This window comes from Sporomusa acidovorans (assembly GCF_900101845.1).
Classification (GTDB): domain Bacteria; phylum Bacillota; class Negativicutes; order Sporomusales; family Sporomusaceae; genus Sporomusa; species Sporomusa acidovorans.
In genome coordinates this window covers 58,329-82,839 of the sequence record NZ_FNAM01000025.1, presented here as the reverse complement: position 1 = coordinate 82,839, position 24,511 = coordinate 58,329, and the positions used below count along the sequence as shown (strand labels likewise).

General features: G+C 43.8%; 22 protein-coding genes. 15 read left to right on the top strand and 7 right to left on the bottom strand.

All coding sequences use genetic code 11. From position 1 onward, the window contains the following. On the bottom strand, positions 1 to 231 hold a 231-nt coding region (locus BLR65_RS17060), incomplete at its 3' end, for a transposase family protein (RefSeq protein ID WP_143122601.1). A 100-nt stretch (positions 232 to 331) separates the two neighbouring features. Here BLR65_RS17060 and BLR65_RS31840 point away from each other — a divergent pair. After that, the gene (locus tag BLR65_RS31840) at positions 332 to 454 is read left to right on the top strand and encodes a WG repeat-containing protein (protein WP_093795394.1); all 123 of its coding nucleotides are present in this window, start codon (positions 332 to 334) and stop codon (positions 452 to 454) included. Positions 455 to 604: 150 nt separating this feature from the next. Here the strand turns inward: BLR65_RS31840 and BLR65_RS17050 are convergent, their stop codons facing one another. After that, positions 605 to 1,291 carry a GntR family transcriptional regulator gene (locus tag BLR65_RS17050; RefSeq protein WP_169717017.1) on the bottom strand — a complete coding sequence of 229 codons (687 nt, stop codon included), beginning with the start codon at positions 1,289 to 1,291 and terminating at the stop codon, positions 605 to 607. Positions 1,292 to 1,700: 409 nt separating this feature from the next. Here BLR65_RS17050 and dapA point away from each other — a divergent pair, with 409 nt between their 5' ends. The 6 genes from dapA (at position 1,701) to BLR65_RS17020 (ending at position 8,749) form a co-directional block, all read left to right on the top strand. After that, positions 1,701 to 2,576 carry a 4-hydroxy-tetrahydrodipicolinate synthase gene (gene dapA / locus BLR65_RS17045; RefSeq protein WP_093795390.1) on the top strand — a complete coding sequence of 292 codons (876 nt, stop codon included), beginning with the start codon at positions 1,701 to 1,703 and terminating at the stop codon, positions 2,574 to 2,576. Between the two features lie 51 nt (positions 2,577 to 2,627). After that, a complete protein-coding gene (locus tag BLR65_RS17040; protein WP_093795389.1) occupies positions 2,628 to 3,602 on the top strand; it encodes a hydroxyacid dehydrogenase in 975 nt (324 codons plus the stop codon). 83 nt (positions 3,603 to 3,685) lie between these two features. Next, entirely contained in the window at positions 3,686 to 4,846 is a 1,161-nt protein-coding gene (locus BLR65_RS17035; RefSeq protein ID WP_093795388.1) for an iron-containing alcohol dehydrogenase, read from the top strand. A gap of 413 nt (positions 4,847 to 5,259) precedes the next feature. After that, complete coding sequence (locus BLR65_RS17030; protein WP_093795387.1) at positions 5,260 to 6,402, top strand: metallo-dependent hydrolase; 1,143 nt, start codon at positions 5,260 to 5,262, stop codon at positions 6,400 to 6,402. Positions 6,403 to 6,449: 47 nt separating this feature from the next. Beyond that, a complete protein-coding gene (locus BLR65_RS17025; protein ID WP_093795386.1) occupies positions 6,450 to 7,763 on the top strand; it encodes an MFS transporter in 1,314 nt (437 codons plus the stop codon). Between the two features lie 38 nt (positions 7,764 to 7,801). Continuing rightward, positions 7,802 to 8,749, top strand: a complete 948-nt coding sequence (locus BLR65_RS17020; RefSeq protein ID WP_093795385.1) for a 2-keto-3-deoxygluconate permease — start codon at positions 7,802 to 7,804, stop codon at positions 8,747 to 8,749. A gap of 52 nt (positions 8,750 to 8,801) precedes the next feature. Here the strand turns inward: BLR65_RS17020 and BLR65_RS17015 are convergent, their stop codons facing one another. Beyond that, complete coding sequence (locus BLR65_RS17015) at positions 8,802 to 9,650, bottom strand: tetratricopeptide repeat protein (protein ID WP_093795384.1); 849 nt, start codon at positions 9,648 to 9,650, stop codon at positions 8,802 to 8,804. Positions 9,651 to 9,753: 103 nt separating this feature from the next. Then, the gene (locus BLR65_RS17010; RefSeq protein ID WP_093795383.1) at positions 9,754 to 9,948 is read right to left on the bottom strand and encodes a hypothetical protein; all 195 of its coding nucleotides are present in this window, start codon (positions 9,946 to 9,948) and stop codon (positions 9,754 to 9,756) included. Positions 9,949 to 10,127: 179 nt separating this feature from the next. On the opposite strand from BLR65_RS17010, the gene BLR65_RS17005 reads away from it, so the two are divergent. Then, entirely contained in the window at positions 10,128 to 10,628 is a 501-nt protein-coding gene (locus BLR65_RS17005) for a hypothetical protein (protein ID WP_093795382.1), read from the top strand. Positions 10,629 to 10,706: 78 nt separating this feature from the next. Here the strand turns inward: BLR65_RS17005 and BLR65_RS17000 are convergent, their stop codons facing one another. The 3 genes from BLR65_RS17000 to BLR65_RS16990 form a co-directional block, all read right to left on the bottom strand. Next, positions 10,707 to 12,677 (bottom strand): methyl-accepting chemotaxis protein, encoded by a 1,971-nt coding sequence (locus tag BLR65_RS17000; protein ID WP_093795381.1) that lies wholly within the window; start codon positions 12,675 to 12,677, stop codon positions 10,707 to 10,709. Between the two features lie 256 nt (positions 12,678 to 12,933). After that, on the bottom strand, positions 12,934 to 13,446 hold the full coding sequence (locus BLR65_RS16995) for an SDR family NAD(P)-dependent oxidoreductase (protein WP_093795380.1): 513 nt from the start codon (positions 13,444 to 13,446) through the stop codon (positions 12,934 to 12,936). A gap of 116 nt (positions 13,447 to 13,562) precedes the next feature. Continuing rightward, the gene (locus BLR65_RS16990; protein ID WP_093795379.1) at positions 13,563 to 13,856 is read right to left on the bottom strand and encodes a YciI family protein; all 294 of its coding nucleotides are present in this window, start codon (positions 13,854 to 13,856) and stop codon (positions 13,563 to 13,565) included. A 373-nt stretch (positions 13,857 to 14,229) separates the two neighbouring features. Between BLR65_RS16990 and yqeB the strand changes: the two genes are divergently transcribed. The 7 genes from yqeB to xdh all read left to right on the top strand — a co-directional run bounded on the left by yqeB (position 14,230) and on the right by xdh (position 24,493). After that, the gene (gene yqeB, locus BLR65_RS16985; RefSeq protein WP_093795378.1) at positions 14,230 to 15,081 is read left to right on the top strand and encodes a selenium-dependent molybdenum cofactor biosynthesis protein YqeB; all 852 of its coding nucleotides are present in this window, start codon (positions 14,230 to 14,232) and stop codon (positions 15,079 to 15,081) included. A gap of 21 nt (positions 15,082 to 15,102) precedes the next feature. Beyond that, positions 15,103 to 16,896, top strand: coding sequence for a sigma 54-interacting transcriptional regulator (locus tag BLR65_RS16980; protein ID WP_093795377.1), 1,794 nt, complete (start codon positions 15,103 to 15,105; stop codon positions 16,894 to 16,896). Positions 16,897 to 17,338: 442 nt separating this feature from the next. Continuing rightward, entirely contained in the window at positions 17,339 to 18,559 is a 1,221-nt protein-coding gene (dpaL, locus tag BLR65_RS16975; protein ID WP_093795376.1) for a diaminopropionate ammonia-lyase, read from the top strand. Between the two features lie 33 nt (positions 18,560 to 18,592). After that, on the top strand, positions 18,593 to 19,828 hold the full coding sequence (locus tag BLR65_RS16970) for a YgeY family selenium metabolism-linked hydrolase (RefSeq protein ID WP_093795375.1): 1,236 nt from the start codon (positions 18,593 to 18,595) through the stop codon (positions 19,826 to 19,828). A gap of 81 nt (positions 19,829 to 19,909) precedes the next feature. Then, positions 19,910 to 20,914: an ornithine carbamoyltransferase gene (locus BLR65_RS16965; RefSeq protein WP_093795374.1), complete on the top strand. Its 1,005-nt coding sequence runs from the start codon at positions 19,910 to 19,912 to the stop codon at positions 20,912 to 20,914. 2 nt (positions 20,915 to 20,916) lie between these two features. Then, on the top strand, positions 20,917 to 21,867 hold the full coding sequence (gene arcC, locus BLR65_RS16960) for a carbamate kinase (RefSeq protein ID WP_093795373.1): 951 nt from the start codon (positions 20,917 to 20,919) through the stop codon (positions 21,865 to 21,867). A 70-nt stretch (positions 21,868 to 21,937) separates the two neighbouring features. Continuing rightward, on the top strand, positions 21,938 to 24,493 hold the full coding sequence (gene xdh, locus BLR65_RS16955; RefSeq protein ID WP_093795372.1) for a selenium-dependent xanthine dehydrogenase: 2,556 nt from the start codon (positions 21,938 to 21,940) through the stop codon (positions 24,491 to 24,493). Positions 24,494 to 24,511: the final 18 nt, after the last annotated feature.

The window sequence follows — 24,511 nt, the reverse complement described above, 5'->3', positions numbered from 1 at the left end:
TTGCAGCACTCTGGCAAAGGTTAAACGGCTTGGTATACCGTTTTCCAAAGAAAGGATCGTATTAAGCCATTGCTTTCGGCTAACCGCGAAATCATAGATTTCTAGCGCACTGTTAGCATTACAGGTTACTGCAAATAAACAGATGAGTAATATGTCCGATAGCTTATGTTTAATCTTCCATGCCTGTCGTGGATCTGACACTTTTTCTAATATCGCAATGAGATTTTCCATCTTCTTCACCTCATTGCCTTATATTTTCTATTTCTCTCTTTTTTCCTCTTTTTTTATAACTTATTTTTCATGAACATCCCCTGACGGCAAGTGGGGCTATATTGACGAGACGGGCAAAGTAGTCATCCCGGCGCAGTTTGGTGATGAGGATGATTTCAGCGAAGGACTGACTGCTGTAATGATAAACGGCAAGTGGGGCTTTATTGATAAGACTGGCAAATAGAATAGTAGTTCAGTAATCCGTATTTAGAAAATGCCGTCATCTTGACTCACACATGTCAAGTAGTGACGGCATTTGTTTTGCAATATTAATATTTAGGAATAGAGGACAGCAAGCATTTTATTCTGGTTCGTTGTTTCAATTTTATTAAACTCATAATTTGCCGCCGTTAGCTTGCAACTGCCGGATAAGACGTTCTTTGGAATCATCTAGATGTAGCTTGATTGCCGCCTTGAGAGTTTCAAAGTTTTTCTCGCGCAAGGCAGTTAGAATGGTGTAATGCTGTTCAACAGCACGGGTAACCATCTCTTTAGTAAAGAGAGCATTTTCGGCGGCCAGGAAATGGTAATTCATCATGCTTAAATAAATTTCCGTGTTCCTTTTATTGCCGCCAAGCTCAACAAAGGCCATATGAAAGCGCAGGTTATAGTTTGTGCGAAGATAGGATTCCAGTGGAATTTTCTCTACCGAAAGAGAAGCTTCTTGCAGGATATTTTCTAGCTTGCCAATTTTTTGAGCATAGTCGTCATCCGACAGCAGTGTAAGTTTTTCCACGACCCAAAGCTCAAGCATGAGCCGCGTATCGATAATATCTAAGATATCTTCGATTTCCAAAGCATTTACAAAAGTTCCAACTTTGGATACTGTTTTTACGAGCCCGTCCATTTCAAGACGATTTAAGGCGTCCCTGATGGGAGTTCGGCTAACACCGAGTTGTTTGGCCAGTTCGGGGATAGATAGTTTTTGGTTAGGTTTAAATTCTCGGCGGAGAATTCGTTCTTTTAATAATATGTAAGTTTTATCCCATAAATTTGAATTATCCAGTTTAGGTAGCTCCATTATCAAACCCACTCTCTTGGTTGTTGTATACATCAAAATATAGTGCAAAATAGCGATCTTGTCAAACGCAATTTTTTCATTCTTATATAATTATTAGAACATTACCTATTGACAAAAAAATAAAGTAGATTTAGAATATAGATATAATAAATGTTGTATACAACATGATACATATAAGAAAAAATATCGCATCTCGTATGAGATAGATATGACGACAATAATCTTAAGCGTTTGTTATATATAACATATATCAAAAAAATACAGGAAATTTTTTGATATATGGCTTACATAGCGAAAGCTGTGAATTGTGTACTTGGCGAACAAAGGCCAAGCCTAGTGCAAATGTGTTGAATATCAGTTTTGACTGCTATGGACGCTAAAATTATTAGAAGATGAAAGGATGAACGCAATGTTTCAACCCAAAGGTATTATTACTCCTATTCTTACTCCACTAACACAGGATGAAAAATTCAACGAACAAGAAATGCGTAATCAAATTAATCGCCTCATTAAGGCAGGTGTTAACGGTATTTTTGTTCTTGGAACAAACGGTGAATTCTATGCCCTGACACAAGAAGAAAAAATAAAAATCATGGAAGTTGCAGTTGCGGAAGTTAATGGCAGAGTTCCCGTGTATGCCGGTACCGGCTGTATCACAACGCAAGCAACTATCAAATTATCAAAAATTGCTAAGGAAATAGGTGTGGACGCATTATCCGTTATATCGCCATACTTTGTAAGTGTTTCGCAGGATGATTTATATCGTTACTTTAGCAGTGTCGCCCAAGCGGTAGATTTACCGATATTGCTGTATAATATCCCCGCGAGAACGGGAAGCAATATTGATTATACGACAGTAAAAAAACTGGCAGTTTATGAAAATATAGTAGGAATCAAAGATAGCAGCGGTAATTTTGACAACACATTAAAATATATCGAAAACACAGACAGTCGACTAAACATAGTAGCTGGCAATGACTCTTTAATTTTCTGGACATTAAGAGCAGGTGGTACTGCTGCTATTGCCGGTTGCTCCAATGTATTTCCTGAATTAATGGTGAGCATTTATCAATTATGGGCCGAGGGTAAAATGGAAGAAGCAAATGAGGCCCAAAAGAAAATTAGGCCGTTCCGCAATGTTATGCAGATGGGCAACCCTAATTCTGTTGTTAAACGTGCGGTCGAATTGCTTGGATACCCGGTTGGTCCGGCCCGTGAACCGTCAAATTGCAACAATCCTAAAATTGATTCAGAGTTACTAAAAGTTTTTGAACTTTACAAATAGTAGTAAGATAGAGGATAGTAACGAGAGCAGAAAGTAACTGGGAGGCAAAGAATGAAAAAGGTTGTAATTTCCCATAGATTACATGATGATGGAATGGCAGTTTTAGAGAAAGCCAAGGTAAATATAGCAATTACTAATAACGGAGACCCGAAGGCAATGCTGCCGGAGCTGCTGGATGCGGAAGGTCTAATTATTCGCATTGGCGCTATTGACCGGGAGACGATGTTGGCTGCAAAAAATTTAAAAGTTATTGGCCGTCCGGGGGTTGGCGTTGATGATGTTGACGTAGATACTGCAACTGAGCTTGGTATTCCTGTGGTAATTGCGCCGGGGGCTAATACTCGCTCTGTGGCAGAACATGCTTTTGCGTTTATGTTTGCTGCAGCCAAGGATATGATCCATACCGATAAAGAGCTCCGCAAGGGTAATTTTTCTATTAGAAGCAGCTATAAAGCTTTTGAGATATACGGAAAAACTTTGGGTTTGGTTGGGTATGGCAATATTGGCAGTGTCCTTGCTCAAATGGCGGCGAGTGTAGGGATGAAGGTGGTTGTTTACGATCCATATATAAAGCCGGAAGCCATTTCTGGGGTTGGATATCAGTATGAATCCGACCTGGAGCGGCTCCTGCAACTGGCTGATGTAGTGTCCCTGCATGTGCCGTTAACGGCAAAAACAAAAAATCTAATTGGTGCAGATGAATTGAAGTTAATGAAGAAGAATGCAATTTTAATTAACTGTGCCCGTGGTGGAATTGTGGATGAGACGGCCTTGGCAAAAGCGTTGGAAAATAATGAACTGCATGCTGCTGCTACTGATGTGTTTGGCACAGAACCTGTAACTGCCGGCGAACCCTTGCTTACATATGAAAATATTATCGTATCTCCTCATATGGCCGGGCAGACAAAAGAAGCGGCTTCGGCGGTAGCCACTATGGCGGCTGAAGGAGTTATTGCCGTGATTAATGGTCAGCGCTGGCAGCATGTTTGCAACCCCAAAGCCTATGAACATCCACGCTGGAATTGATAAGTTATCCGAGTGTTTACGGGTATGGACTGCTAGGATATGGGAAATAAGCAATAATTTTGTTAATGCGTTGGAGGGCAAATATGAGTAGTTTCTATTCTTTATTGAATATCAGAAAGATTGTTGCCGGTGCCGGTAGTATTGCACAAATTGCCGATGTCGTCGCCGATTATGAAGCAAAAAATGTAGTGATTATTACCGACCTGGGGGTATGGAATTCCGGATTGGTAGAAAAGCCGAAAGCACTGTTGGCGGCAGCCGGTATTAATGTCCATGTTATCAACGACACTCCGCCGGAGCCGTCAGTTGATCAGGTAAATGGGATATGCCAGGCGGCCAAAGCTTTTGACTGCCAACTGATAATTGGGATTGGCGGCGGCAGTTCTATTGATACGGCTAAAATTGTTTCTGTACTATTTACGAATGATATAGTTTTGCGGGAATTAGTGAAGGGGAAAGCACAAATAAAACGCCGGGGAATTCCGACGCTGATGATACCAACTACTGCTGGTACAGGCGCCGAGGCTACGCCCAATGCCATTGTTTTAGTGCCGGAAGAAGAACTTAAGGTTGGAATTGTAAGTGATAAAATGGTGTCAGACTCTGTTATTTTAGATCCGGAGATGACGGTTAATTTACCAAAACAAATAACGGCCAATACAGGGATGGATGCATTGTGTCATGCTATTGAATGTTATATTTCTAAAAAAGCCAATCCTCTTAGTGACACCTTCGCATTAAAGGCAATTACCTTGATTTCTCGCAGTATTCGTACTGCCTATAAGGATGGCGGCAATTTAGCCGCAAGGGAAGATATGTTATTAGGGGCCATGTTTGGCGGTATTTCCATTGCCACTGCCAGTACCACCGCTGTACACGCCTTATCCTATCCATTAGGCGGAAAATATCATATTCCCCATGGCCTGTCTAATGCCATTCTCCTAGCCGATGTAATGAAATTTAATTTGGATGTTTGTGAAGATAAATTCAGGGATATTGCGATGGCGATGGGGATTGAGGTTACAGGCTGTACAACCAGAGAAGCCGCTGAAAAAATGATTGATAACTTATATTCTATGATTAAAGATTTGGAAATAAAGTGTGACTTGCGGGCTAAAGGAATTAATGAAGAGGCACTTGATGATATGATTGAGGCTGCTGCTAAAGTCACTCGTTTGCTCAACAACAATCCTAAAATAGTAACAAAAGACGACATGCGGGAAATTTACAAGAAATTACTGTAATACGGCAATTGCTTTAATCGCGCTTATACCCGTACATCTATCACAAGACACGTATTGATGGCATCTATATAGTCCGCTACAGGCGGGTGATGTGTGGAGAGTGCTCCACCCGCCTGTAAAATTCTTTGGCACGTTGTATATAGTACACCATTAATTTCAATAGACTTACAAAGATTCCAACTTGTGAATGGTTTTTATAAGGACATCCTGCTTTAAATTTTCTGAAGATTCATTATTAATGAGAATGACTGAGAATTAGGATATGTACGAAAAATGTAACAGTTTGCTAAGCGAACCCTTACCCTAATAGAGTTGACTTCATGAAGGCCAGTCAGTTAGTCTTACATGCAATGCCTGGAGGCACTAAGCAAAGTTCTAAATTAAAAAAGTACAGTAAGGGGACATGATATGAAATGGGCAATTTGTTAATTAAAGGCGGTACGGTTATTGATCCCGCCAGAAATTTTGTAGGTAAAAGCGATGTATTAATCCAGGAAAATCAATTTGTAGAGATTACACCGGACGTACCGGTAGAGGTTGAAGAAGTTATCAATGCCGCAGGCTACTTAGTTACACCAGGGTTGATAGACAACCATACCCATATTTTTTATGGGGCAACCGAGTCAGGCTTTGTGCCAGATGTGGCGCTTCTGCCAATGGGAGTTACGACTGCAGTAGATGCCGGCAGTAGTGGTACATCCAACTGTCATACGTTTATGCGGACGGTTGTAAATCAAAGCCAGATGCGAATCTTTTGCACATTAAATGTTTCACCTGCCGGTCAAGTTACCGAGCGTTATCCGGAAAATCTGGATCCCCGCAATTACGATTTAGGAATGTTAAAAGAGTTATTTGCCCAATACAATAGTCAAGTTACCGGTTTAAAGATTAGATGTGGCGAAGAAGTAGTCAAAGAATTCGGATTAGACACGTTAAAGGCAGCCGTTAATCTTGCTGAAGCATTAGAATGCCGTCTTACTGTTCACACCACTAATCCTCCGGGGAATATAACTGAGATTGCCTCACAAATGCGACCAGGCGATATTTTTTGCCATTGCTATCATGGGAAAGGCAGCACGATTATTGATGCCGAGGGGAAGGTGAAACGCGGAATATGGGAAGCGCGCAGGCGTGGAGTATTATTTGATACAGCTGACGCGCGAGTCAACCACTCATACCCAGTTATTCAGGCTGCGTTAGCAGAGAAATTTGCTCCGGATATAATCAGCACAGACCTTACACAGGCTAGTTTGTTTGGTAATATGGTATTCGGTTTACCGGCAGTAATGTCACGATATCTGAGTCTTGGCGTAGAGTTGCCTGCAGTAATCAAAGCATGTACGTCTACTCCGGCCGAAATTAACGGCATGAAGGGTAGGTTGGGAACTTTGGCGCCAGGTGCAATTGCGGATGTAGCAATTTTTCAATTGACGGATAAGGAGTTTTTGTTTAAAAATCGTTTGGGCGAAACGTTTAGCGGTAATAAACTATTGGTTCCAAAGCTAACCATACTAAATGGTAAAATCGTCTTCCGTCAGATTGATTTCCCGTTCTGATTGCAGCAGGTCTATTTTTCTCTAAAATGAAAATTGGAGGGAACAGAATGAGCTTAGAACAAGCGGCAACCAAAATTCCCCAGCAACGATGGCTGAGAATTATACCACCGGTTATGATTGTATATATCTTTGCCTTTATGGATCGCATGAATATTGGATTTGCCATGGCAGGAGGCATGAATGAGTCACTCGGCATAACTGCCTCGACAGCCGGAATGGCAGCGGGAATCTTCTTTTTTGGTTATCTATTTTTGCAAATTCCAGGTGGGCATATTGCCGAAAACGGCTGGGGTAAGAAATTTATTGCAATTAGTATATTGATCTGGGGTGGTTTATCGGCACTCACAGGCCTGGTAACGGAAGCCTGGCATTTATTAGTGCTGCGGTTTTTCCTCGGGATTGCTGAAGGTGGCGTATGGCCGGTTATCTTGGTCATCATTAGCAAGTGGTTTCCTTCAGAAGAAAGAGCGCGGGCTAATGCTTTCTTTATAATGAACATTAATATTGCCATCATGATCACAGGGCCTATATCAGGCTGGATTATCCAAGACTATGGTTGGCGCAATGTATTTTTCATTGAGGGCATTGTTTCAGTACTTCTCATTTTACTGTGGTGGCCGTTAATTGATGATAGCCCGGAGAAGGCGAAGTGGATATCCCCTGCTGAGCGTGATTATATTATCTCTCGTCTCAAGGAAGAGCAGGTCAGTATCAAATCAGATGATGCTCCAGTTTCGTATAAACAATTGTTTGCTAATAGTAATTTCTGGAAACTCACGCTGTTTTATTTTGCTTTCCAAGTGGGTGATTACGGATTTATGTTATGGCTGCCGACTATTTTAAAAGAGCTGACAAAGACCGGAATGACTATGGTCGGATTTCTTTCCGCCGTACCCTTCTTGGCAGCTATGGCTGGATTATATTTAATTGCCTCTAGGTCAGATAAAACCGGCAAACGGAGAATTTACACAGCCCTGCCGGCGATATGCTTTGCAGTTGCGTTTGTCCTTTCAGTTCATACCAAGGAGACTATTTGGTTGTCATTCACTTTTTTGGTGATATGTGGTTTCTTCCATAATGCCTACAACGGAGTCTTTTGGGCCATGCCACCCATGTTATTTCCCAGCGAAGTCTGTGGCGGTGCACGTGGGTTTATCAACGGAATCGGCAACCTTGGCGGCTTTGTTGGACCGTTTTTAGTTGGCTGGGTTATTACTACTTTTGGAAGTACGGATATTGCTATTTATGTTCTTTCCGGCTTTTTATTAGCAGCGTTTTTCCTTGCTATGAGTCTTCCTGCTAATAAAATCGATGCGGCTAAAGAGGTTGTAAGCAAAGATAAGCAGATTGTCAGAAGTTAATCGCGTACGTCGTAGAATAATGTAAGGGGAGAATGAAAATGCAGATTTACAAACGTGTTCGAGATATTCCAGGTGGGTTTATGATCGTTCCCATGCTCATAGGGGCTCTTATAAATACGTTTGCGCCTCATTTTGTTAGGATTGGAGGATTTACGGAGGCCATAGCTACGTCTTTTCCCGCATTTATCGGTGCCTTTCTCTTTTGCATGGGTACCACAATGACCTTTAAAGCAGCACCCATAATGCTTAAGAGAGGATGTGGCATCTTATTTACTAAAGTTAGCATTGCTTCAGTTATAGCGCTGATGATAGCTAAATTTTTTGGCGGCGATCTCTTTGGCCTTTCCGCATTGGCAATTTTAGCAGCTATGAATGATACAAATGGCGGTATGTTTATTGCGTTGACAAGTGGCATGGGCGATGAGACAGATGTTGGATCCTATGTAATACAGAATATAGAAACAGGGCCGTTTCTAACTATGGTAGTTCTTGCAGGCACCGGTCTTGCCAATATTCCTTATATGGCAATGGTATCCCTTTTAGTTCCGCTGGTATTAGGGTTTATATTAGGAAACCTAGATAAGGATATACGTGAATATTGTGGTGCACGCTGCGAAATTTTATTACCCTATGTTGGTTTCGCGCTTGGTAACACGATTAATTTGTACGCAGTTGTTACTGCCGGCTTTTCCGGTCTATTACTTGGCTTTGCAACATGCATTATCACAGGTTTTGCCTGTATCACTGTTGACAGACTGCTTGGCGGCAGTGGAGTTGCCGGTGCCGCCGCTTCCAGTACAGCTGGTAACGCTGCGGCCACGCCTAAAGCTGTAGCCATGGCTGATCCCGCTTATGCGGCAATCGCGCCGATTGCTACCCTGCAAGTTGCAGCGTCTGTGATTGTTACTTCGGTCCTCACACCAATACTTACCACCTTCGTATATCGTAGAGTGAAGGCAAAAAAGATGGCAACTGAAGAAGCCTAGTAAGTAATTGTAAATAGGCTAAAAATACATCCCCTGTTAAATTAGATATTATCTAGTTTGATGGGGGTGTTAGATCTTCTAAAGTTTTTATTCTATCTTTCGCTGCTGCGATGAGTTTGTCATCTTGGGGATGACTGTTAAGAAATGTATGATACAGACTGACCGCTTTTTGTGGGCAGTCTGTTTTCTCATATACTGTTCCTTGGTAGTAATAGTTGTTTGCAATTGTTGGATCCAGGGAAATTGCCTTATCGAAATTTTCAATAGCTTGTGCAAACTCATTGCGTTCCGTAAAAACACGCCCTTGAACAGAGTAGGCTTTGCCGAATAAAGGATTAATTGCAATCGATTTATTGCAGTCTTCGATGGCTTTGCTATAATCTTGCTTATAATAATAGGCAAGTCCCCGGTTGGCATAGGCTTCGGCAAATACAGGATTTATGCTTATAGCCTGATCAAAGTCGCTAATAGCCTTGTCATAAGCATTTTTATAGGCGTAGGCAGTACCTCGTAGAGCATAGGCCACGTAGTTTTTAGGGTTTATAGCAATAGCTTTATCAAAATCGATTATAGCTTTGTCATGTTGGCGTTGTAAAAAATAAACAATACCACGCTGTACGTAGGCCTCTTCATAACGGGGATTTATGGATAGTGCTTTGTCGAAGTCTCTGCCTGCATGATCATAGTCTTGTTTATGGGCATAGGCAAGTCCCCGGTTAAAATATCCTTCGGCTTTTTGTGGATCAACCGCAATTTCCTTTGTAAATAAAGTGATAGCTTCTTCGTCCGCCAATGTGTTTTTTACAGATGCCGTTTCGGCAAATACTTGCATTGGCAATATCGTGAAGTATACTAAAAATAGAGTGAAAATTACAAGTAACAAGCTGTGCCATTTTTTCACAATTACTGATCCCTCCTGAAAGAAATTTTAGATGCGTTGAAATATTTCACATAAGGCAAAGATAGAAAAAACTTAGAAATAAAAACGGCGTCCCTTTTGGACGCTACCAATTGTAATCATTCATAAAATCAGGAAAATCTTCATCCTTACCTAAATCGCGTAATTTATTTCTGGCGTCGTCCAGAGTAGTGCCGATTTGTGTTAATTCTCCATTTCTATTAATTAATAAAATTTCTCCATTGCCAATAACAACCTCTTCTAAGTCATCCAGGCTTTTCCAGTAATACTGCGACTCCATCTGCCCATCCCCTTAATTATATGGTTTAATTACTTAGACAAAACAGGAGCAAATCCTGCTTATAGGCAAAGAGAGCTGATGGATGAATTTTCTAATTGTAAAAATTTGCAAATTATTTTTATTCTGTGTGGAGGATTCAACGTTTACTTACAGAATCTTAGAGTAAGGAGGGATAACCAATGAAAAAGATTTTACTTGTCCTTATATTTATATCTGCCATGGTAACGAATGTCTGCTATGCTGAAGACGTATATATCGTTACGGAAGGTGGTTTCACTAAATATCTTCATACGGAATCAGTCAGAGCAAAAGTCATGTCAAAATCAGAGCAAGATTCACTTTTCGAAATGACATATACAGTAATCAGTATACCAGATAAAGATGCGTTAGCAAAATTAAGAAGTGTAACTTTTGACAATAAAATTTCTTTTGAAAAGCAAACTTTTACGTTTAAATGTTCATTTAACAAAAATACCAATCAATGGAACCCTGATGGCTCAATTTGGATTATTAGCGACGAACTTTGGGGGGATTCTCCGGAAAAAATCCTCTATGAGTCGCATGGCAATATGCCGGGCGGAGCCTATTATGGAGAAACGCCTGAAGCCGTATTTAACAGAAGTATCGTAATTGCAGCTTACAATTATGCTGTATCGCATAAAATCATCGAATATTATTAGGAGAAGATAAAAGGAACAACGTTATTTTTGGAAAAAGTAGATGACGTGGGCAATGTGCCCACGTCATTGTTCTATGTTCTATATTTGGAACTTGGCTACCGCAGTTTGCAAGTCCTGAGCCAAATTGGCCAGCGCCTGGCTGGACGTGGCAATCTCCTCCATCGAGGCCAGTTGTTCTTCGGTAGCGGCCGAGACACTTTGTGATTCGGCCGCGGATTTTTTGCTAAGGTCATCAATTTTTTTCACTGAGCCAACGATTTGCTGGCTGCCGGTAGATATTTGCTGAATGGCGGCGGAAATTTCTTTAATCTGACCGGAGACATTTGTTACCAGTTCTACAATTTCACGGAAAGAGTTTCCGGCTGCGTTGACCACTTCGGCACCGGTTTTGACTTCCTGAGTGCCAGCATTCATAGCTAAGACAGCCTTGTCGGTATCGCCCTGGATTTCCCCAATTAGTTCAGCAATCTTCTTAGCTGCCTCCTGGGACTGTTCGGCCAGTTTGCGTACCTCTTCAGCTACTACGGCAAAGCCGCGTCCCTGTTCACCGGCACGGGCCGCTTCAATGGCAGCATTGAGGGCTAATAGATTGGTTTGGCCGGCAATACCGGAAATCGTGTCGACAATCTGGCCGATTTCATGGGAACGCTCGCCAAGTTTGGTTACTACCTGGGCCGAAGTGTTCACAGTGTTTTCAATATGACTCATTTGGGTTACCGCTTTATCTATAGCTTTATCGCCGTCCTTGGCCTTGTCGGCAGCCTGAGACGATTGGGCAGCTACTTGATTGGCACTGGCGGCTACCTGCTGAATACCTGCTGACATTTGTTCCACAACTGCCGAAGCATCGTTGGCCGCTGCCAGTTGTTCGGTTGTTCCCCCCGCCATATCGGTGATCGATGTGGCTATATGGTTGGAGGCTTGGGCAGCTTGATCCGAACTGGCAGTTAATTCTTCCGAAGAGGCGGCAACTTGCTCTGCCGAATTACCAATTTGTTGTACCAGATTGCGTAAGTTTTCCACCATAGTTTCAAACGCCCGTGCCAAACGTCCTACTTCATCCTGGGAATTTACATCAATTTGATGGAGCTTGAGGTCGCCACCGGCGATGCGGTTAGCAACTGCTTCCAGGGTTCCCAGCGGTGTGGCAATACGGACAGCCACAAGCCGGATTAAGCAACCTGACAAAATCAGTACCACAAGGATGGTCACTAATGAACTCCAGGTGAAAGAACTTAATCGTTCCAACACTTCATTTGCGGGCACCGTTACTCCCAGTGCCCAGGAGGTTCCTTTAATCGGCGTATACGCTAAATATTTTTCTGAACCGGTATAGTTGTAATTAGTAACTCCCTGTTGACCGCTTAGCATTTTTTCTATCGCTGCTTTTAATTCCGGAGTAGCATTGGGGTCGTTGTTAACGTTGACTTTGTTCACCAATTCTTTATTTTGATGAAAGATTATGGTGCCGTCCTGCCGTAACGCATAGGCATAACCTGTTTGCCCAACCTTGACGTCCAATATACGCTTTTCAACTTCTTCCATGTTGATTGCTCCGACTAAAACCCCGCTAATTGCACCGTTGCTCCGAATAGGAGTAGAAATAATCACCACTGTCTTGCCGGTCGAGCCTGATGGAAGCGGATCTGACACGAAAGTGTTTCCTTTCATTGCTTCTTGAAAGTACGGTCGGTTGGCCGCATTGGCCGCAACACCGCGGGTGTAATAGTTTCCTTGAGTATCTGTCCAGAAGATATTTTCATAAATAGTGTTATTTTTTATTTCTCCATCCAGGTAGACCTGCATGGACGTTCCATCACCGCTGGTCATTACCGGTGAACGGGCGATTGAATTTATTTCGATCTTACGTCCGTCAAGCCATAAGCTGATTTCATTGCCTGCAGCAAAAACCACACTCGCAAGCTCTTTTTCCGCATCCTGTACCAGCAGTTTTTTAGTTTGCCAATAGTTTAGTCCTGCCAAAAGTCCAAGTGCAATTACGAATAAGATAATAACCGTCACTGTAAGTTTAGCTTTGATACTTTTCATGATAGCCTCCTGCTACTTTCGTTTTATAATTATTTACTATTTTTTATGTCGATTTCTATATTATAGGTAGCTATGGTTTTTTCTGTCAATTTGCCTAGTGTCATAAATTCCCACAAAAATACAAAAAAATGTTGAATTTTGTTCTTGAGATTCCAGTTACGCAAAATTCCAGGTTTAAATTTGACTATATATCCCTATTCTGTAAAAAAACGAAAACCAGGAAGAAAAGGCGACGACAGATTGGTGAAAAGATACGTCATAGTTTAAGGAAATATACAAAGAAAACTGGGTTGACGCTATAAAAGTATGTCAGCCCAGTTTTTAATTTTCCTTCAGTAGTAAGAGATCGGTGTTTAGGGTTGTTTTCCCAGATAGGCGAGAAATCCGCCATCGACATATAAGATGTGACCATTGATTCGTCAATTATATGGCGGAAATCACTGGTGCTCATATCCACCATCGGAACCCGATTGATGATGCCGGCATTATTGACGAGGATGTCAATTGTCCCTATTTCATTTTCTATTTGCGTGATTGTATCACGTACTGCTGTCTCATTGGTTACATCGCAAACATAACCGCGGGCCGTTATGTTTGCTGTTTGGTATGCCGCAAGACCCTGCTCAACCGAAATTTTTTTACTAGCATTAAAAGCGATTGTGGCCCCTGCTGTTGCCAGCCCGCATGCTATAGCGAAGCCTAAACCGCGTGACGCCCCGGTGATTAACGCGGTTTTGCCTTTCAAAGAGAATGGATTATCTTGATTCATGCAGTACCGTTGCGTAAAACCAAGTAAAACCTGAAGAAGCTTCCGGCTTTAGATAGTTTTAGTAACGGATTCACCACCTTTCGTATCAAAATAGGAATAAAGGTGTAGGTAGAAATTTAGTTTAGGTGAATAAATTTCTCAAAATCCTTATCGTATTTGGTAGGAATAAACTCAAACAGTTCATACTTTGCAATTCCATTTACGTTAAAGGGGTCTTTTTCAATGATTGCCAATACGTCACTTTGCTTTTCGACATTGAACAAGATCATGCCGCCGATTCTGGGATTCCGGCGACCTGAGAATATGATTTGCTTACTTGCATAATAGTTGTCAAGAAACGCCGAATGTGCGGGTAAGAATTTTTCAATTTGATCGATTGACTTTTGATAGGTTGTAATAACAAGAAACATGATTATATTCCTCCTGAACTGGACTACATTGTCCATTTAATGAGTATACCCGGACTCCCTCATGAATCATGCCATACCCCCTTTCGTAAATAATGCACAGGGGAGTTTTCAAATATCTTAAAAAAGTATACAATTGTTTCTGTCAATAAAACGTCAAAAAATTCTGAGTTATCAAATTTGATTTTCGGAGAGACTTTCGTTTATTTAGGCACATCCTTGGCATGGTTATTGCAATTGATAAGTATCAACAAAGATTTGGGGAAACGTGATCAGCTAGAAAATTGGAACATTTACAGCCTTAGGAAGGGGAAAAAACAGACTCAGGCGAATTAATAGTAAGTAATATCGCCAGAGTAAGAAGTGGAGGATATTTATGAATCGGGTAATTGTTGTAAAAGGTGCGGGTGACTTAGCAACAGGGATAGCTCATCGGTTGTTTCGCAGTGGTTTTCCTATTATTATGACAGAACTGGCCCAGCCAACCGTTATTCGCCGGACGGTCGCTTTTGCCGAGGCGGTTTTTACCGGAACAACAGTAGTCGAGGGGGTAAAGGCTGTTAGGATAGAACCTGATAAAGCAATGCAGGTAGCCGAGGAAGGAAATATTGCTGTGGTCATTGACGAAGAAGCGGCCATTGTAGAGAAGTGTAAGCCACGGGCGGTGGTGGACGCTATTTTAGCCAAGAAAAATCTGGGAACAAAAATAACGGATGCCCCTGTTGTTATTGGTGTGGGGCCGGGTTTTACAGCCGGTGCGGATGTGCATGCCGTGGTGGAAACAAAACGCGGTCATTATCTGGGCCGGGTGATTACTCAGGGGATGGCCCTGCCCAACAGTGGCATTCCCGGTAATATTGGCGGTTATAACCAAGAGCGAATTTTACGGGCACCTTGTGATGGCGTTTTTCAGGCAATCAGTCGAATCACCCGGCAAGTTGAGGCCGGCGAAGTTGTGGCCCAAGTGAACGGCTACCCTGTGCCAGCCACTATTTCCGGCGTGCTCCGGGGCCTCATTAGAGATGGACTTACAGTTACGGCAGGGCTTAAGATCGGTGATATTGACCCCCGGTGTGTGCCGGAACACTGTTATACCATTTCAGATAAAGCCAGGGCTGTGGGGGGCGGTGTACTGGAAGCCCTGTTCATGCTGGGAGGCTGGCCGGAGGTGCCGTATTTTAGGAACCAAATGCCGTGTTTGGGTCAGGGAACAACCATAAATCAGTAAAGGCAAGTGGAACCGGAAAAAATGAAAAAATCAATTTTACAGGAAATTCAGGATACGGTTAGTCAATATGCGAAAATTATTGCTCATGTTATCCGCGTTGATGTGGAAATTGTCGATGTAAATTTATTCCGTATTGCCGGTACCGGCATTTATGCCGATAGAATCAATGAAGATATGTCCAATGAAGGCTTTGTCTATAAGCATGTATTGATGACCGGCAAGTCCCAGTTTATTGAAGAGCCGGGCAAACATGAACTTTGCAGCATCTGCCCCAGGGAGGGTTGTTGTGATGAGAAGCTGGAGCTTTGTACGCCCATTACTCTTGGTGAAGAGATTATTGGGGTTATTGGTCTGATATGTTTCAAAGAAGCGCAAAAGAACCAATTGTTGCAGGATTTAAACTTTTATCAACTATTTTTGGAACAGATTGCGGACTTTATTAGTGCCAAAGCTTACGAACAGCAGGAAAGCAAACGCAATCAGCGCATGCTGGATGTGTTGCTGCAAGTCATTAATAATGTGGGCAAAGGGGTGCTGGTACTTAACCGCAGCAATCAGATTGTTCAGATTAATGACAGTGCCTGTAAACAACTGCAACTTTCTGCTGATTGTCTGGATCAACCCATAGCGATTGCCGCTACTCACGATTCGCTGCTGGGAGTGGACGAATATAAGGTAACGATTGATCATCATACGTTTTTTTTGATGGGGGAATTATTATCTGTGGAGTCTGGTTTGTCCGCTTATGACCGGATCTTCATTTTTAATGAAATAAAAAATGTAAAGTCCGGCATCTATGATTTAACCAAAGTTGAAATACCTGTTACTTTAGATAATATTGTAGGCTGTTCGCCGGTAACGCAGCAGCTTAAAACAAAACTGACGAAAATTGCCGATTCCAATTCCACAGTACTCATCATTGGGGAAAGTGGCTCAGGCAAGGAAGTGGTGGCCAGGGCTATTCATGCCATCGGCAACCGCCGGGACAAGCCTTTTATTGGTATCAATTGCGCCGCAATACCGGACACACTGCTCGAAAGCGAGTTGTTCGGGTATGTTAAGGGAGCTTTTTCCGGTGCCGATCCCCGGGGAAAAATCGGCAAATTTGAACTGGCCAATAAGGGTGTTATTTTCTTAGATGAAATTGGTGACATGCCGCTTTATCTGCAGGTAAAATTATTGCGGGTGCTGCAGGAACGCAAACTTGTCCGTATCGGTTCCAACCAACTGATATCTCTGGATATACGGGTTATTGCCGCTACGAATAAGGACTTAAGGGAATTGATCAAAGAAAAGAAATTCCGTGAAGATCTATATTACCGCTTGAATGTCATTCCGCTGGAGGTTCCTCCCTTACGTAAACGGGTAGAAGATATAAAGCCGTTAGTGGATTCCATGATCGTAAAATATGGAGGGTTATTTAATAAGCAGATTTGTGGAATTGATCGCGAGACGATGGGGATATTACTGCAATACAGTTGGCCGGGAAATATCCGGGAATTAGAAAATACCGTTGAGTTTATGATTAACATGGCGGATGAAAATGGTTGGCTAACCAAGGATACATTGCCGCGCAGTCTTGTCGACAGTCAGGTTGTCCAACCGGTTGAACAGGCAGAAGAGGAATTTAAATCACTGCGTCAGGTAGAGCAGGAACATATTTTACAGGTTCTGCGGCGATTTGGTGATACAACCCAGGGAAAACTGGCTGCTGCCAAGCAACTGGGAATTGGGATTGCCACTTTATATAGAAAATTACGGGAAATGGAAGAAGCGGCAAAAGATACAGACTTATATCGTGATGATCATTTGTAAGGTAACCAGGAAATGTTTTCTAACTTATTGGGTTTGTCCATTAGCTAGAAAACATTTTTTATTGCTTTTTATCAATTTGATAAGAGGCTATGTTTACGAAATTTGTGCAAAAAACAAAAAAAAGTGCTTTATTTATAATAAACTTTGCTAAAGGATGCTTAGCCATACGAATTTTATCAATATGATAAAGTTATCATTTTGATAAAGAACAAATTAGAAAATTATTATTATGGCGTACGGCGCTAGCGGATATGGGGTTTACCAAGATATGATTATTTGCCTGACAGCCGTACATACGTTGTCTATAAAGCTGATTCATGCTAAATACGGAGAAGTTTATGCAAAAGGTTTATATATCTAAAAAATAAAAGTTGGAGTTGGCATAGTATTTGCAATAAAAACTGGTAAGGGAGTAATACAAACCAGAAAAGAGGTACAAAGCATGAGCCAGAAGATAAAATGGGTTAAAAATCAAATGTGTGATAAGCAGGACAAAGCAGCTATCGATTTTTTAAGTCGTCAGGAAATTGGCAAAGTGAGAGAATTTCATAAGAGTTTTCCCGAATACAGCATTACCCCGCTGCGCCAGTTGAATGAGTTAGCCGCGCATTTAGGCGTAGCCGGTATATATGTAAAAGATGAATCCTATCGCTTTGGATTAAATGCTTTCAAAGTATTAGGCGGTTCGTTCGCCATGGCTAAGTATTTGGCACAGCGTTTAGGCAAAGACATTAGTGAACTGGACTATACCCGGCTGACATCCGCAGAAATTCGTAACCAGTTAGGGGAGATTACTTTTACTACCGCTACCGATGGCAATCATGGTCGGGGGGTTGCCTGGACCGCTAAGCGGCTGAAACAAAAATCCGTGATCTATATGCCTAAAGGCTCTTCCCTTACCCGTCTGGAAAATATCAAAGCCGAAGGCGCCGAGGCTTCTATTACGGAGCTAAACTATGATGACGCCGTACGGCTAGCAACTGAAAAAGCCCGGAAGTATGGCTGGGTGGTTGTACAGGATACGGCATGGGAGGGGTATGAAGATATTCCTGCCTGGATTATGCAGGGGTATGGAACCATGGCGCTGGAGGCGTTGGAGCAACTGCAGGCTAGCGGTGTGGCAAAGCCAACTCATGTGTTTGTGCAAGCTGGGGTAGGGTCTTTAGCCGGTGCTGTGCAGGGATTTTTTGCTTCCGCCTGTGCCGATGAACCACCGAAAACGGTTATTGTTGAGTCCGATCAAGCCGACTGTTTATATCAATCCGCTTTGGCCAATGACGGCAAGCCCCACATTGTTGGCGGGGAATTGAATACCATTATGGCCGGTTTAGCCTGTGGCGAACCCAATACAATCGGCTGGAATGTGCTGCGGGACTATAGTTATCTGTTTGCTTCCTGCCCTGATTGGGTGTCAGCCAAGGGCATGCGGCTGCTGGGCAATCCTCTGGGCAATGATGCCCGGGTAATTTCCGGCGAGTCGGGAGCGGTCACCGCCGGCCTTATAGCAGAACTCATGACAAATCCCGAGCTTGCCGAAGCCAAAGCCAAGCTGGGCTTAAATAAAAATTCCCGAATCCTGGTATTTAGCACCGAGGGGGATACCGATCCGGTGAAATATCGCAGTATTACCTGGAATGGGGAATATCCTGTTCCCGCTAAATAAAAAACGCAAAAAAGAGAGGGGACTTTTTTGAAGATGGAATTTGAAAAAATAATGAAGCTTGCCCAAAAGTATGAACCGGAAATCACTAAATTCCTACGGGATATGATCGCGATTCCCAGTGAAAGCTGCCAGGAAGAAAAAGTCGTCCTGCGCATTAAAGAAGAAATGGAAAAAGTGGGCTTTGATAAGGTGGAGATAGACCCGATGGGCAATATTCTTGGCTTTATCGGTCATGGTAAACATCTTATTGCCATGGATGCCCATATCGACACAGTCGGGGTAGGTAATCCGGAAAACTGGAAGTATGACCCTTATAAAGGGTATGAGGATGATGAAATTATTGTCGGCCGGGGTGCCAGTGACCAGGAAGGCGGTATGGCTTCCATGGTATATGCCGGAAAAATCATTAAAGAGCTTGGTTTAGAAGCTGACTATACTTTAGTTATAGTTGGTTCTGTACAGGAAGAAGATTGTGACGGGCTGTGCTGGCAGTACATTATCCAGGAAGACAAGTTGCGTCCTGAGTTTGTGGTAAGCACGGAACCGACAGACGGCAAAATTTACCGGGGACAAAGAGGACGCATGGAAATCCGGGTAAAAACAACCGGTGTGAGCTGCCATGGTTCGGCACCCGAACGGGGTGATAACGCAATCTATAAAATGGGGCCAATTCTGAGTGACCTAAAAGCCCTTCACGAAAACTTAATGGATCATGACTTTCTGGGAAAAGGCAGTTTGACAGTTTCAGAAATTTTCCATACTTCACCTTCCCGTTGTGCTGTTGCCGATAGTTGCTGGATATCTATTGACAGACGGTTAACAGCCGGAGAAACCGGCGACTATGCCATTCAGCAAATCAAGAATCTTCCTTCTGTAAAAGCAGCGAATGCTGAAGTTACCATGTACCTGTATGAAAGGCCTGCTTATACCGGTTTGGTTTATCCTACCGAATGTTATTTCCCCACATGGCTTATTGAAAATGAACATCCTGTATGCCATACCTTAGTCGATGCTTACCGGGGCTTGTTCAAAGAAGCGCCCCAAGTTGATAAATGGACCTTCTCAACAAACGGTGTTTCTATTATGGGCCGCTTTGGTATTCCTTGCATCGGTTTTGGCCCCGGACATGAAGACCAGGCCCATGCTCCCAACGAACGGACCTGGAAAAAGGAATTGGTAAATTGTGCAGCCATGTATGCGGCTATTCCGATGATTTATGCCAAAGAATATGCGGGAAAAATGACTGATCGAACCAAAAACCTGGTTTAGTAACTTACTAACACCCTGCCTGTAAATCTTTATTGGATACTCTATAGATAATAAATAGTTAAATTTTAGGAGGAATTTGCAATGCAATCAGTTTTTAGAGGAAGACATTTTATCAATCTGGAAGATTTCACCAAAGAAGAAGTAGATACAATGCTGGAAGTCGCTTTTGATTTAAAGAAAAAATTTGCCATGGGTGTTCCGACCCCCTATTTGCTGCACCAATCGATGTTTCTGATGTTTTTTGAACAGTCCACCCGTACCAGAAACTCAATGGAAGCCGGGTTTGCTCAATTGGGCGGCCATGCCGGCTTCCTGGATTCCAGCAGCATGCAGATTGCGCATGGCGAAAGTGCCAAAGACACGGCCATCATTCTGTCGCGTTTCGGTCATGCCATTGCCTGCCGCTACTGTAACTGGGGATATGGCAACAAATACTTAACCGAAATGGCTAAATGGTCAACCAAACCGATCATGAATTTGCAATGCGACCTGTATCATCCGTTCCAGGCGCTGGCTGACCTGATGACCATGAAAGAAAAAATTGGTGATTTGAAACAGGTAAAAGTATCCATTATTTGGGCTTATGCCGAAAGCCATAAAAAACCGATATCTGTACCGGTCTCTCAAGTGCTGCTTTTCCCTCGCTATGGCATGGATGTTGTGCTGGCTCATCCCAAAGGCTGGGAATTGCCTGACTGGGTTATTGCCCAGGCCAAAGCCAACGCGGAAAAATACGGCGGCAGCGTAACCGTTACCGACAATGAAGCCGAGGCTTATGAAGGCGCCCAGATCGTTATTCCGAAAAACTGGGGCAACTGGGTAACCGACCAGACCGGTGTTGCTGCTTCTGGTGCCGTGGCTGTAGTTGACGACAAACTGAAAGCCCATAAATCCTGGAAATGCACGGAAGCCAAGATGGCAACCGCTGATAAAAACGTACTATATATGCATGCGTTGCCTGCTGACCGCAATAACGAAGTGGAAGACTCTGTCATCGACGGATCGCACTCTATCGTATATGACGAAGCCGAAAACCGGCTGCATACGGCTAAAGCGGTCATGACCTTATTAATGGGTGGCAGATAAGCATGTCTAGGCTAGCTGTTATCGCCATTGGAGGAAACTCTTTAATTAGAGATAACAGTCGACAGACGGTGGAAGACCAGTACGATGCTGTCTGTGAGACCGCAAAACACATTGTTGGGATGATTGAACAGGAGTATGATGTCGTTATCACTCATGGTAACGGGCCTCAGGTAGGGTTTATTCTTAGACGCTCAGAGATTGCCAGCGAAGCGGCAGGGATGCATAGTGTGCCGTTGGTGGCCTGCGGGGCTGATACGCAAGGGGCGCTTGGTTACCAGATTCAGCAGGCTATGGATAATGAATTTAAAAAAAGAGGTTTGGATAAAACGGCCGTAGCGTTGGTTACCCAGGTGGTGGTAGCTGCCGACGACCCGGCTTTCGCCAAACCAACTAAGCCAATAGGATCTTTTTATACACAGGAACAAGCAGCAAAGATCCAAAGTGCTCATCCGGACTGGGTCATGGTGAACGATTCCGGACGGGGGTATCGCCGGGTAGTAGCTTCACCGCGTCCCCGGGAAATTGTCGAAAAAAATGTCATTCATAAGTTAGTCCGGGAAGGTTATTGTATGATTGCTGTAGGAGGCGGCGGCATTCCGGTCATCCGTCAGCAAGACGGCAGTTTTAAAGGTGTTGATGCTGTTATTGATAAGGACTTTGCCTCCAGTTTGCTGGCAGCGGAAATACAGGCCGATGAATTAATAATTTCCACCGGTGTGCCGAAAGTCTATTTAAATTACGGCAAACCTGACGAACAGGCATTAGATCAAGTTACGCTCGCTGAGCTAAAGGAATATGTACAGCAAAATCACTTTGCGCCGGGCAGTATGCTGCCTAAGATAGAAGCTGTAATCCGCTTTTTAGAAAATGGCGGCCGCAAAGCCATTATTACCAATCCGGAGTCGTTGAAAGAGGCTATAGCCGGAAAAACAGGAACACATATTTTTAAATAAAAAAACAGAGATATTCCTTCCGGGAGTATTTCTGCATCATAAACCCTTTCCTATAATAGGAGGGATAAGAATGTACAGTTTTATACTGAACGGACAACCGACTGTTTGTGATAAGGAAATAAACTTACTGGAGTACCTGCGGGATTATGCCCGGCTAACCTCGGTAAAAAACGGTTGCGCCGAGGGTGCCTGCGGCGCCTGTATGGTGCTTCTGGACGGAAAAGCAACGCGGGCCTGCCTGCTGACAACCGCCAAAGTCAACGGCAAAAAGTTACTAACTGTGGAAGGTTTGTCCGAGCAGGAGAAGAACATTTATAGCTGGGCGTTTGCGACAGCGGGCGCCGTACAGTGCGGTTTTTGCATTCCCGGCATGGTTATTAGCGCCAAGGGGCTGATTGATACAACTCCTGAGCCTGCCTCCGACCAGGTAAAAAAGGCATTACACGGTAATGTATGCCGCTGTACCGGCTATGTAAAAATTGAAAAAGCGGTGTTAATGGCTGCCAAAGCTCTGCGCGAAGGCTTTACGCCGCCGGCAGGTCTTACGTATAAAGTCGGCGACAGAATGCCGCGGGTTGATGCCAAAGCTAAGACCTTAGGCACTGCCGAATATGTTGATGATATGTATGTTGAGGGGATGCTGCACGCCGCCATCTTACGGGCGCCCACTGCCCGGGCCCTCATTAAAAAGATTGATACTGCGGCGGCACTGGCATTGCCGGGTGTTGAAGCCGTAATTACTGCCAAGGATATTCCCGGGCGGCGTCATCAGGGGCATATAATTCCCGACTGGCCGGCTTTTATTGCTGAAGGGGAGGAAACCCGTTATATCGGCGATGCCTTGGCCGCTGTCGCTGCCACAAGCAAACAAATAGCGCAAGAGGCTGTTAGATTGATAAAGGTAGATTATGAAGAATTAACGCCGCTGACTTCGCCTCGTCAGGCGCTGGCGGAAGATGCGCCCCGGCTCCATCCCCAAGGGAATATATTGGCGAGAACAGTTCTCAAACGTGGCAATGTCGAAAAAGCGATTGCCAAAGCCAAACAGGTTGTAACCCACTGTTATAAGACGCCCTTTACAGAGCATGCTTTCCTGGAACCGGAGAGTGCTTTGGCTGTCCCACAGCCTGACGGTACGCTGACAGTATACATCAGCAGTCAGAATGTCTATGACGATTACCACGGTATAGTCTCACTGCTTGGCGTAAAGGAAAAGGACGTGCGGGTTGTCAGTAAAATGGTAGGCGGCGGTTTTGGCGGCAAGGAAGATCTTACAGTACAGCATCATGCCGCTTTGCTGGCCTGGCATACAAAAAAACCGGTAAAGAATACGCTGTCCCGCCAGGAGAGCATCAAGGTTCATCCCAAGCGGCATGCAATGGAAATGAATTTTACAACCGCCTGTGACGAAAATGGCATTATTACTGCTATGAAAGCGGAAATTACTGCCGACACCGGCGCTTATGCCTCACTGGGCGGCCCGGTATTGCAGCGGGCCTGTACGCATGCTGCCGGACCTTATCAAATTCCCAATGTGGATATCGTTGGTTTGGGAGTGTATACCAATAATCCACCGGCCGGGGCTTTCCGGGGCTTTGGGGTGACGCAGTCCTGCTTTGCTATGGAAAATAATATTAACATAATGGCAGCTAAAGTCGGCATTTCTCAGTGGGAGATGCGCTGGCGCAATGCCATTGAACCGGATAAAATATTGCCTAACGGCCAAATTGCCGACCAAGGCACGGCTCTAAAAGAAACCCTGTTGGCCGTCAGAAAGGTTTTTGAAGCAAGTCCGTATGCCGGTCTGGCCTGTGCGATGAAAAATGCCGGCATTGGCGTTGGGCTGCCCGACATTGGCCGGGTAAAAATTAAAATTGAAAATGGCAAAGCCGTTATTTATACAGGAGCTGCCTGCATCGGCCAGGGATTAGTTACCGTTATGATTCAAATTTTATCGGAAACGACGGGAATTGCCTCATCGCAGATCGCCGCAGTTGAACCCGATACCGATCTTACTCCCGACTCCGGTACCACCACAGCATCCCGGCAGACGGTATTTACCGGCGAGGCTACCCGCCGGGCGGCGCTTAAGCTGCGGGAGGAACTGGCAACAGCTTCGCTGGACGAACTGGAAGGCCGGGAATTTTATGGTGAATATTCAGGAGTCACCGATCCCATGGGTTCTGATAAACCCAATCCGGTCAGCCATGTTGCCTATGGTTACGCCACTCATGTAGTTATTCTTGACGAAGCCGGCAAACTGGTCAAAGTAGTGGCAGCCCATGATGTCGGTAAAGCGATAAACCCGACAGGGGTTGAAGGACAGATTGAAGGCGGTATTGTAATGGGCTTAGGATATGCTCTGACTGAAGATTTCCCCTTAAAAGACGGCATACCGCAAGTTAAATTCGGAACATTGGGACTTTTCCGGGCCGGCAATGTACCGGAAATTGAAAGCATCATTGTAGGTAAAAATCAGGCAGAACTGGCTTATGGAGCTAAGGGTGTGGGCGAAATAACGGCCATTCCGATCGCGCCGGCTGTTGCCGGCGCCTATATGAGAAAAGACGGCAAAGTACGAACCGAGTTACCACTATCGGCAACGCCCTACAGCCGAAAAAAATAACTGTTTTTAGGAAATAAA

Excerpts from the sequence above, each read along its gene's own strand:
- BLR65_RS17050 (WP_169717017.1), bottom strand. The coding sequence starts at position 1,291 with ATGGAGCTACCTAAACTGGATAATTCAAATTTATGGGATAAAACTTAC.
- dapA (WP_093795390.1), top strand. The coding sequence starts at position 1,701 with ATGTTTCAACCCAAAGGTATTATTACTCCTATTCTTACTCCACTAACA.
- BLR65_RS17040 (WP_093795389.1), top strand. The coding sequence starts at position 2,628 with ATGAAAAAGGTTGTAATTTCCCATAGATTACATGATGATGGAATGGCA.
- BLR65_RS17035 (WP_093795388.1), top strand. The coding sequence starts at position 3,686 with ATGAGTAGTTTCTATTCTTTATTGAATATCAGAAAGATTGTTGCCGGT.
- BLR65_RS17030 (WP_093795387.1), top strand. The coding sequence starts at position 5,260 with ATGGGCAATTTGTTAATTAAAGGCGGTACGGTTATTGATCCCGCCAGA.
- BLR65_RS17025 (WP_093795386.1), top strand. The coding sequence starts at position 6,450 with ATGAGCTTAGAACAAGCGGCAACCAAAATTCCCCAGCAACGATGGCTG.
- BLR65_RS17020 (WP_093795385.1), top strand. The coding sequence starts at position 7,802 with ATGCAGATTTACAAACGTGTTCGAGATATTCCAGGTGGGTTTATGATC.
- BLR65_RS17010 (WP_093795383.1), bottom strand. The coding sequence starts at position 9,948 with ATGGAGTCGCAGTATTACTGGAAAAGCCTGGATGACTTAGAAGAGGTT.
- BLR65_RS17005 (WP_093795382.1), top strand. The coding sequence starts at position 10,128 with ATGAAAAAGATTTTACTTGTCCTTATATTTATATCTGCCATGGTAACG.
- BLR65_RS17000 (WP_093795381.1), bottom strand. The coding sequence starts at position 12,677 with ATGAAAAGTATCAAAGCTAAACTTACAGTGACGGTTATTATCTTATTC.
- BLR65_RS16995 (WP_093795380.1), bottom strand. The coding sequence starts at position 13,446 with ATGAATCAAGATAATCCATTCTCTTTGAAAGGCAAAACCGCGTTAATC.
- BLR65_RS16990 (WP_093795379.1), bottom strand. The coding sequence starts at position 13,856 with ATGTTTCTTGTTATTACAACCTATCAAAAGTCAATCGATCAAATTGAA.
- yqeB (WP_093795378.1), top strand. The coding sequence starts at position 14,230 with ATGAATCGGGTAATTGTTGTAAAAGGTGCGGGTGACTTAGCAACAGGG.
- BLR65_RS16980 (WP_093795377.1), top strand. The coding sequence starts at position 15,103 with ATGAAAAAATCAATTTTACAGGAAATTCAGGATACGGTTAGTCAATAT.
- dpaL (WP_093795376.1), top strand. The coding sequence starts at position 17,339 with ATGAGCCAGAAGATAAAATGGGTTAAAAATCAAATGTGTGATAAGCAG.
- BLR65_RS16970 (WP_093795375.1), top strand. The coding sequence starts at position 18,593 with ATGGAATTTGAAAAAATAATGAAGCTTGCCCAAAAGTATGAACCGGAA.
- BLR65_RS16965 (WP_093795374.1), top strand. The coding sequence starts at position 19,910 with ATGCAATCAGTTTTTAGAGGAAGACATTTTATCAATCTGGAAGATTTC.
- arcC (WP_093795373.1), top strand. The coding sequence starts at position 20,917 with ATGTCTAGGCTAGCTGTTATCGCCATTGGAGGAAACTCTTTAATTAGA.
- xdh (WP_093795372.1), top strand. The coding sequence starts at position 21,938 with ATGTACAGTTTTATACTGAACGGACAACCGACTGTTTGTGATAAGGAA.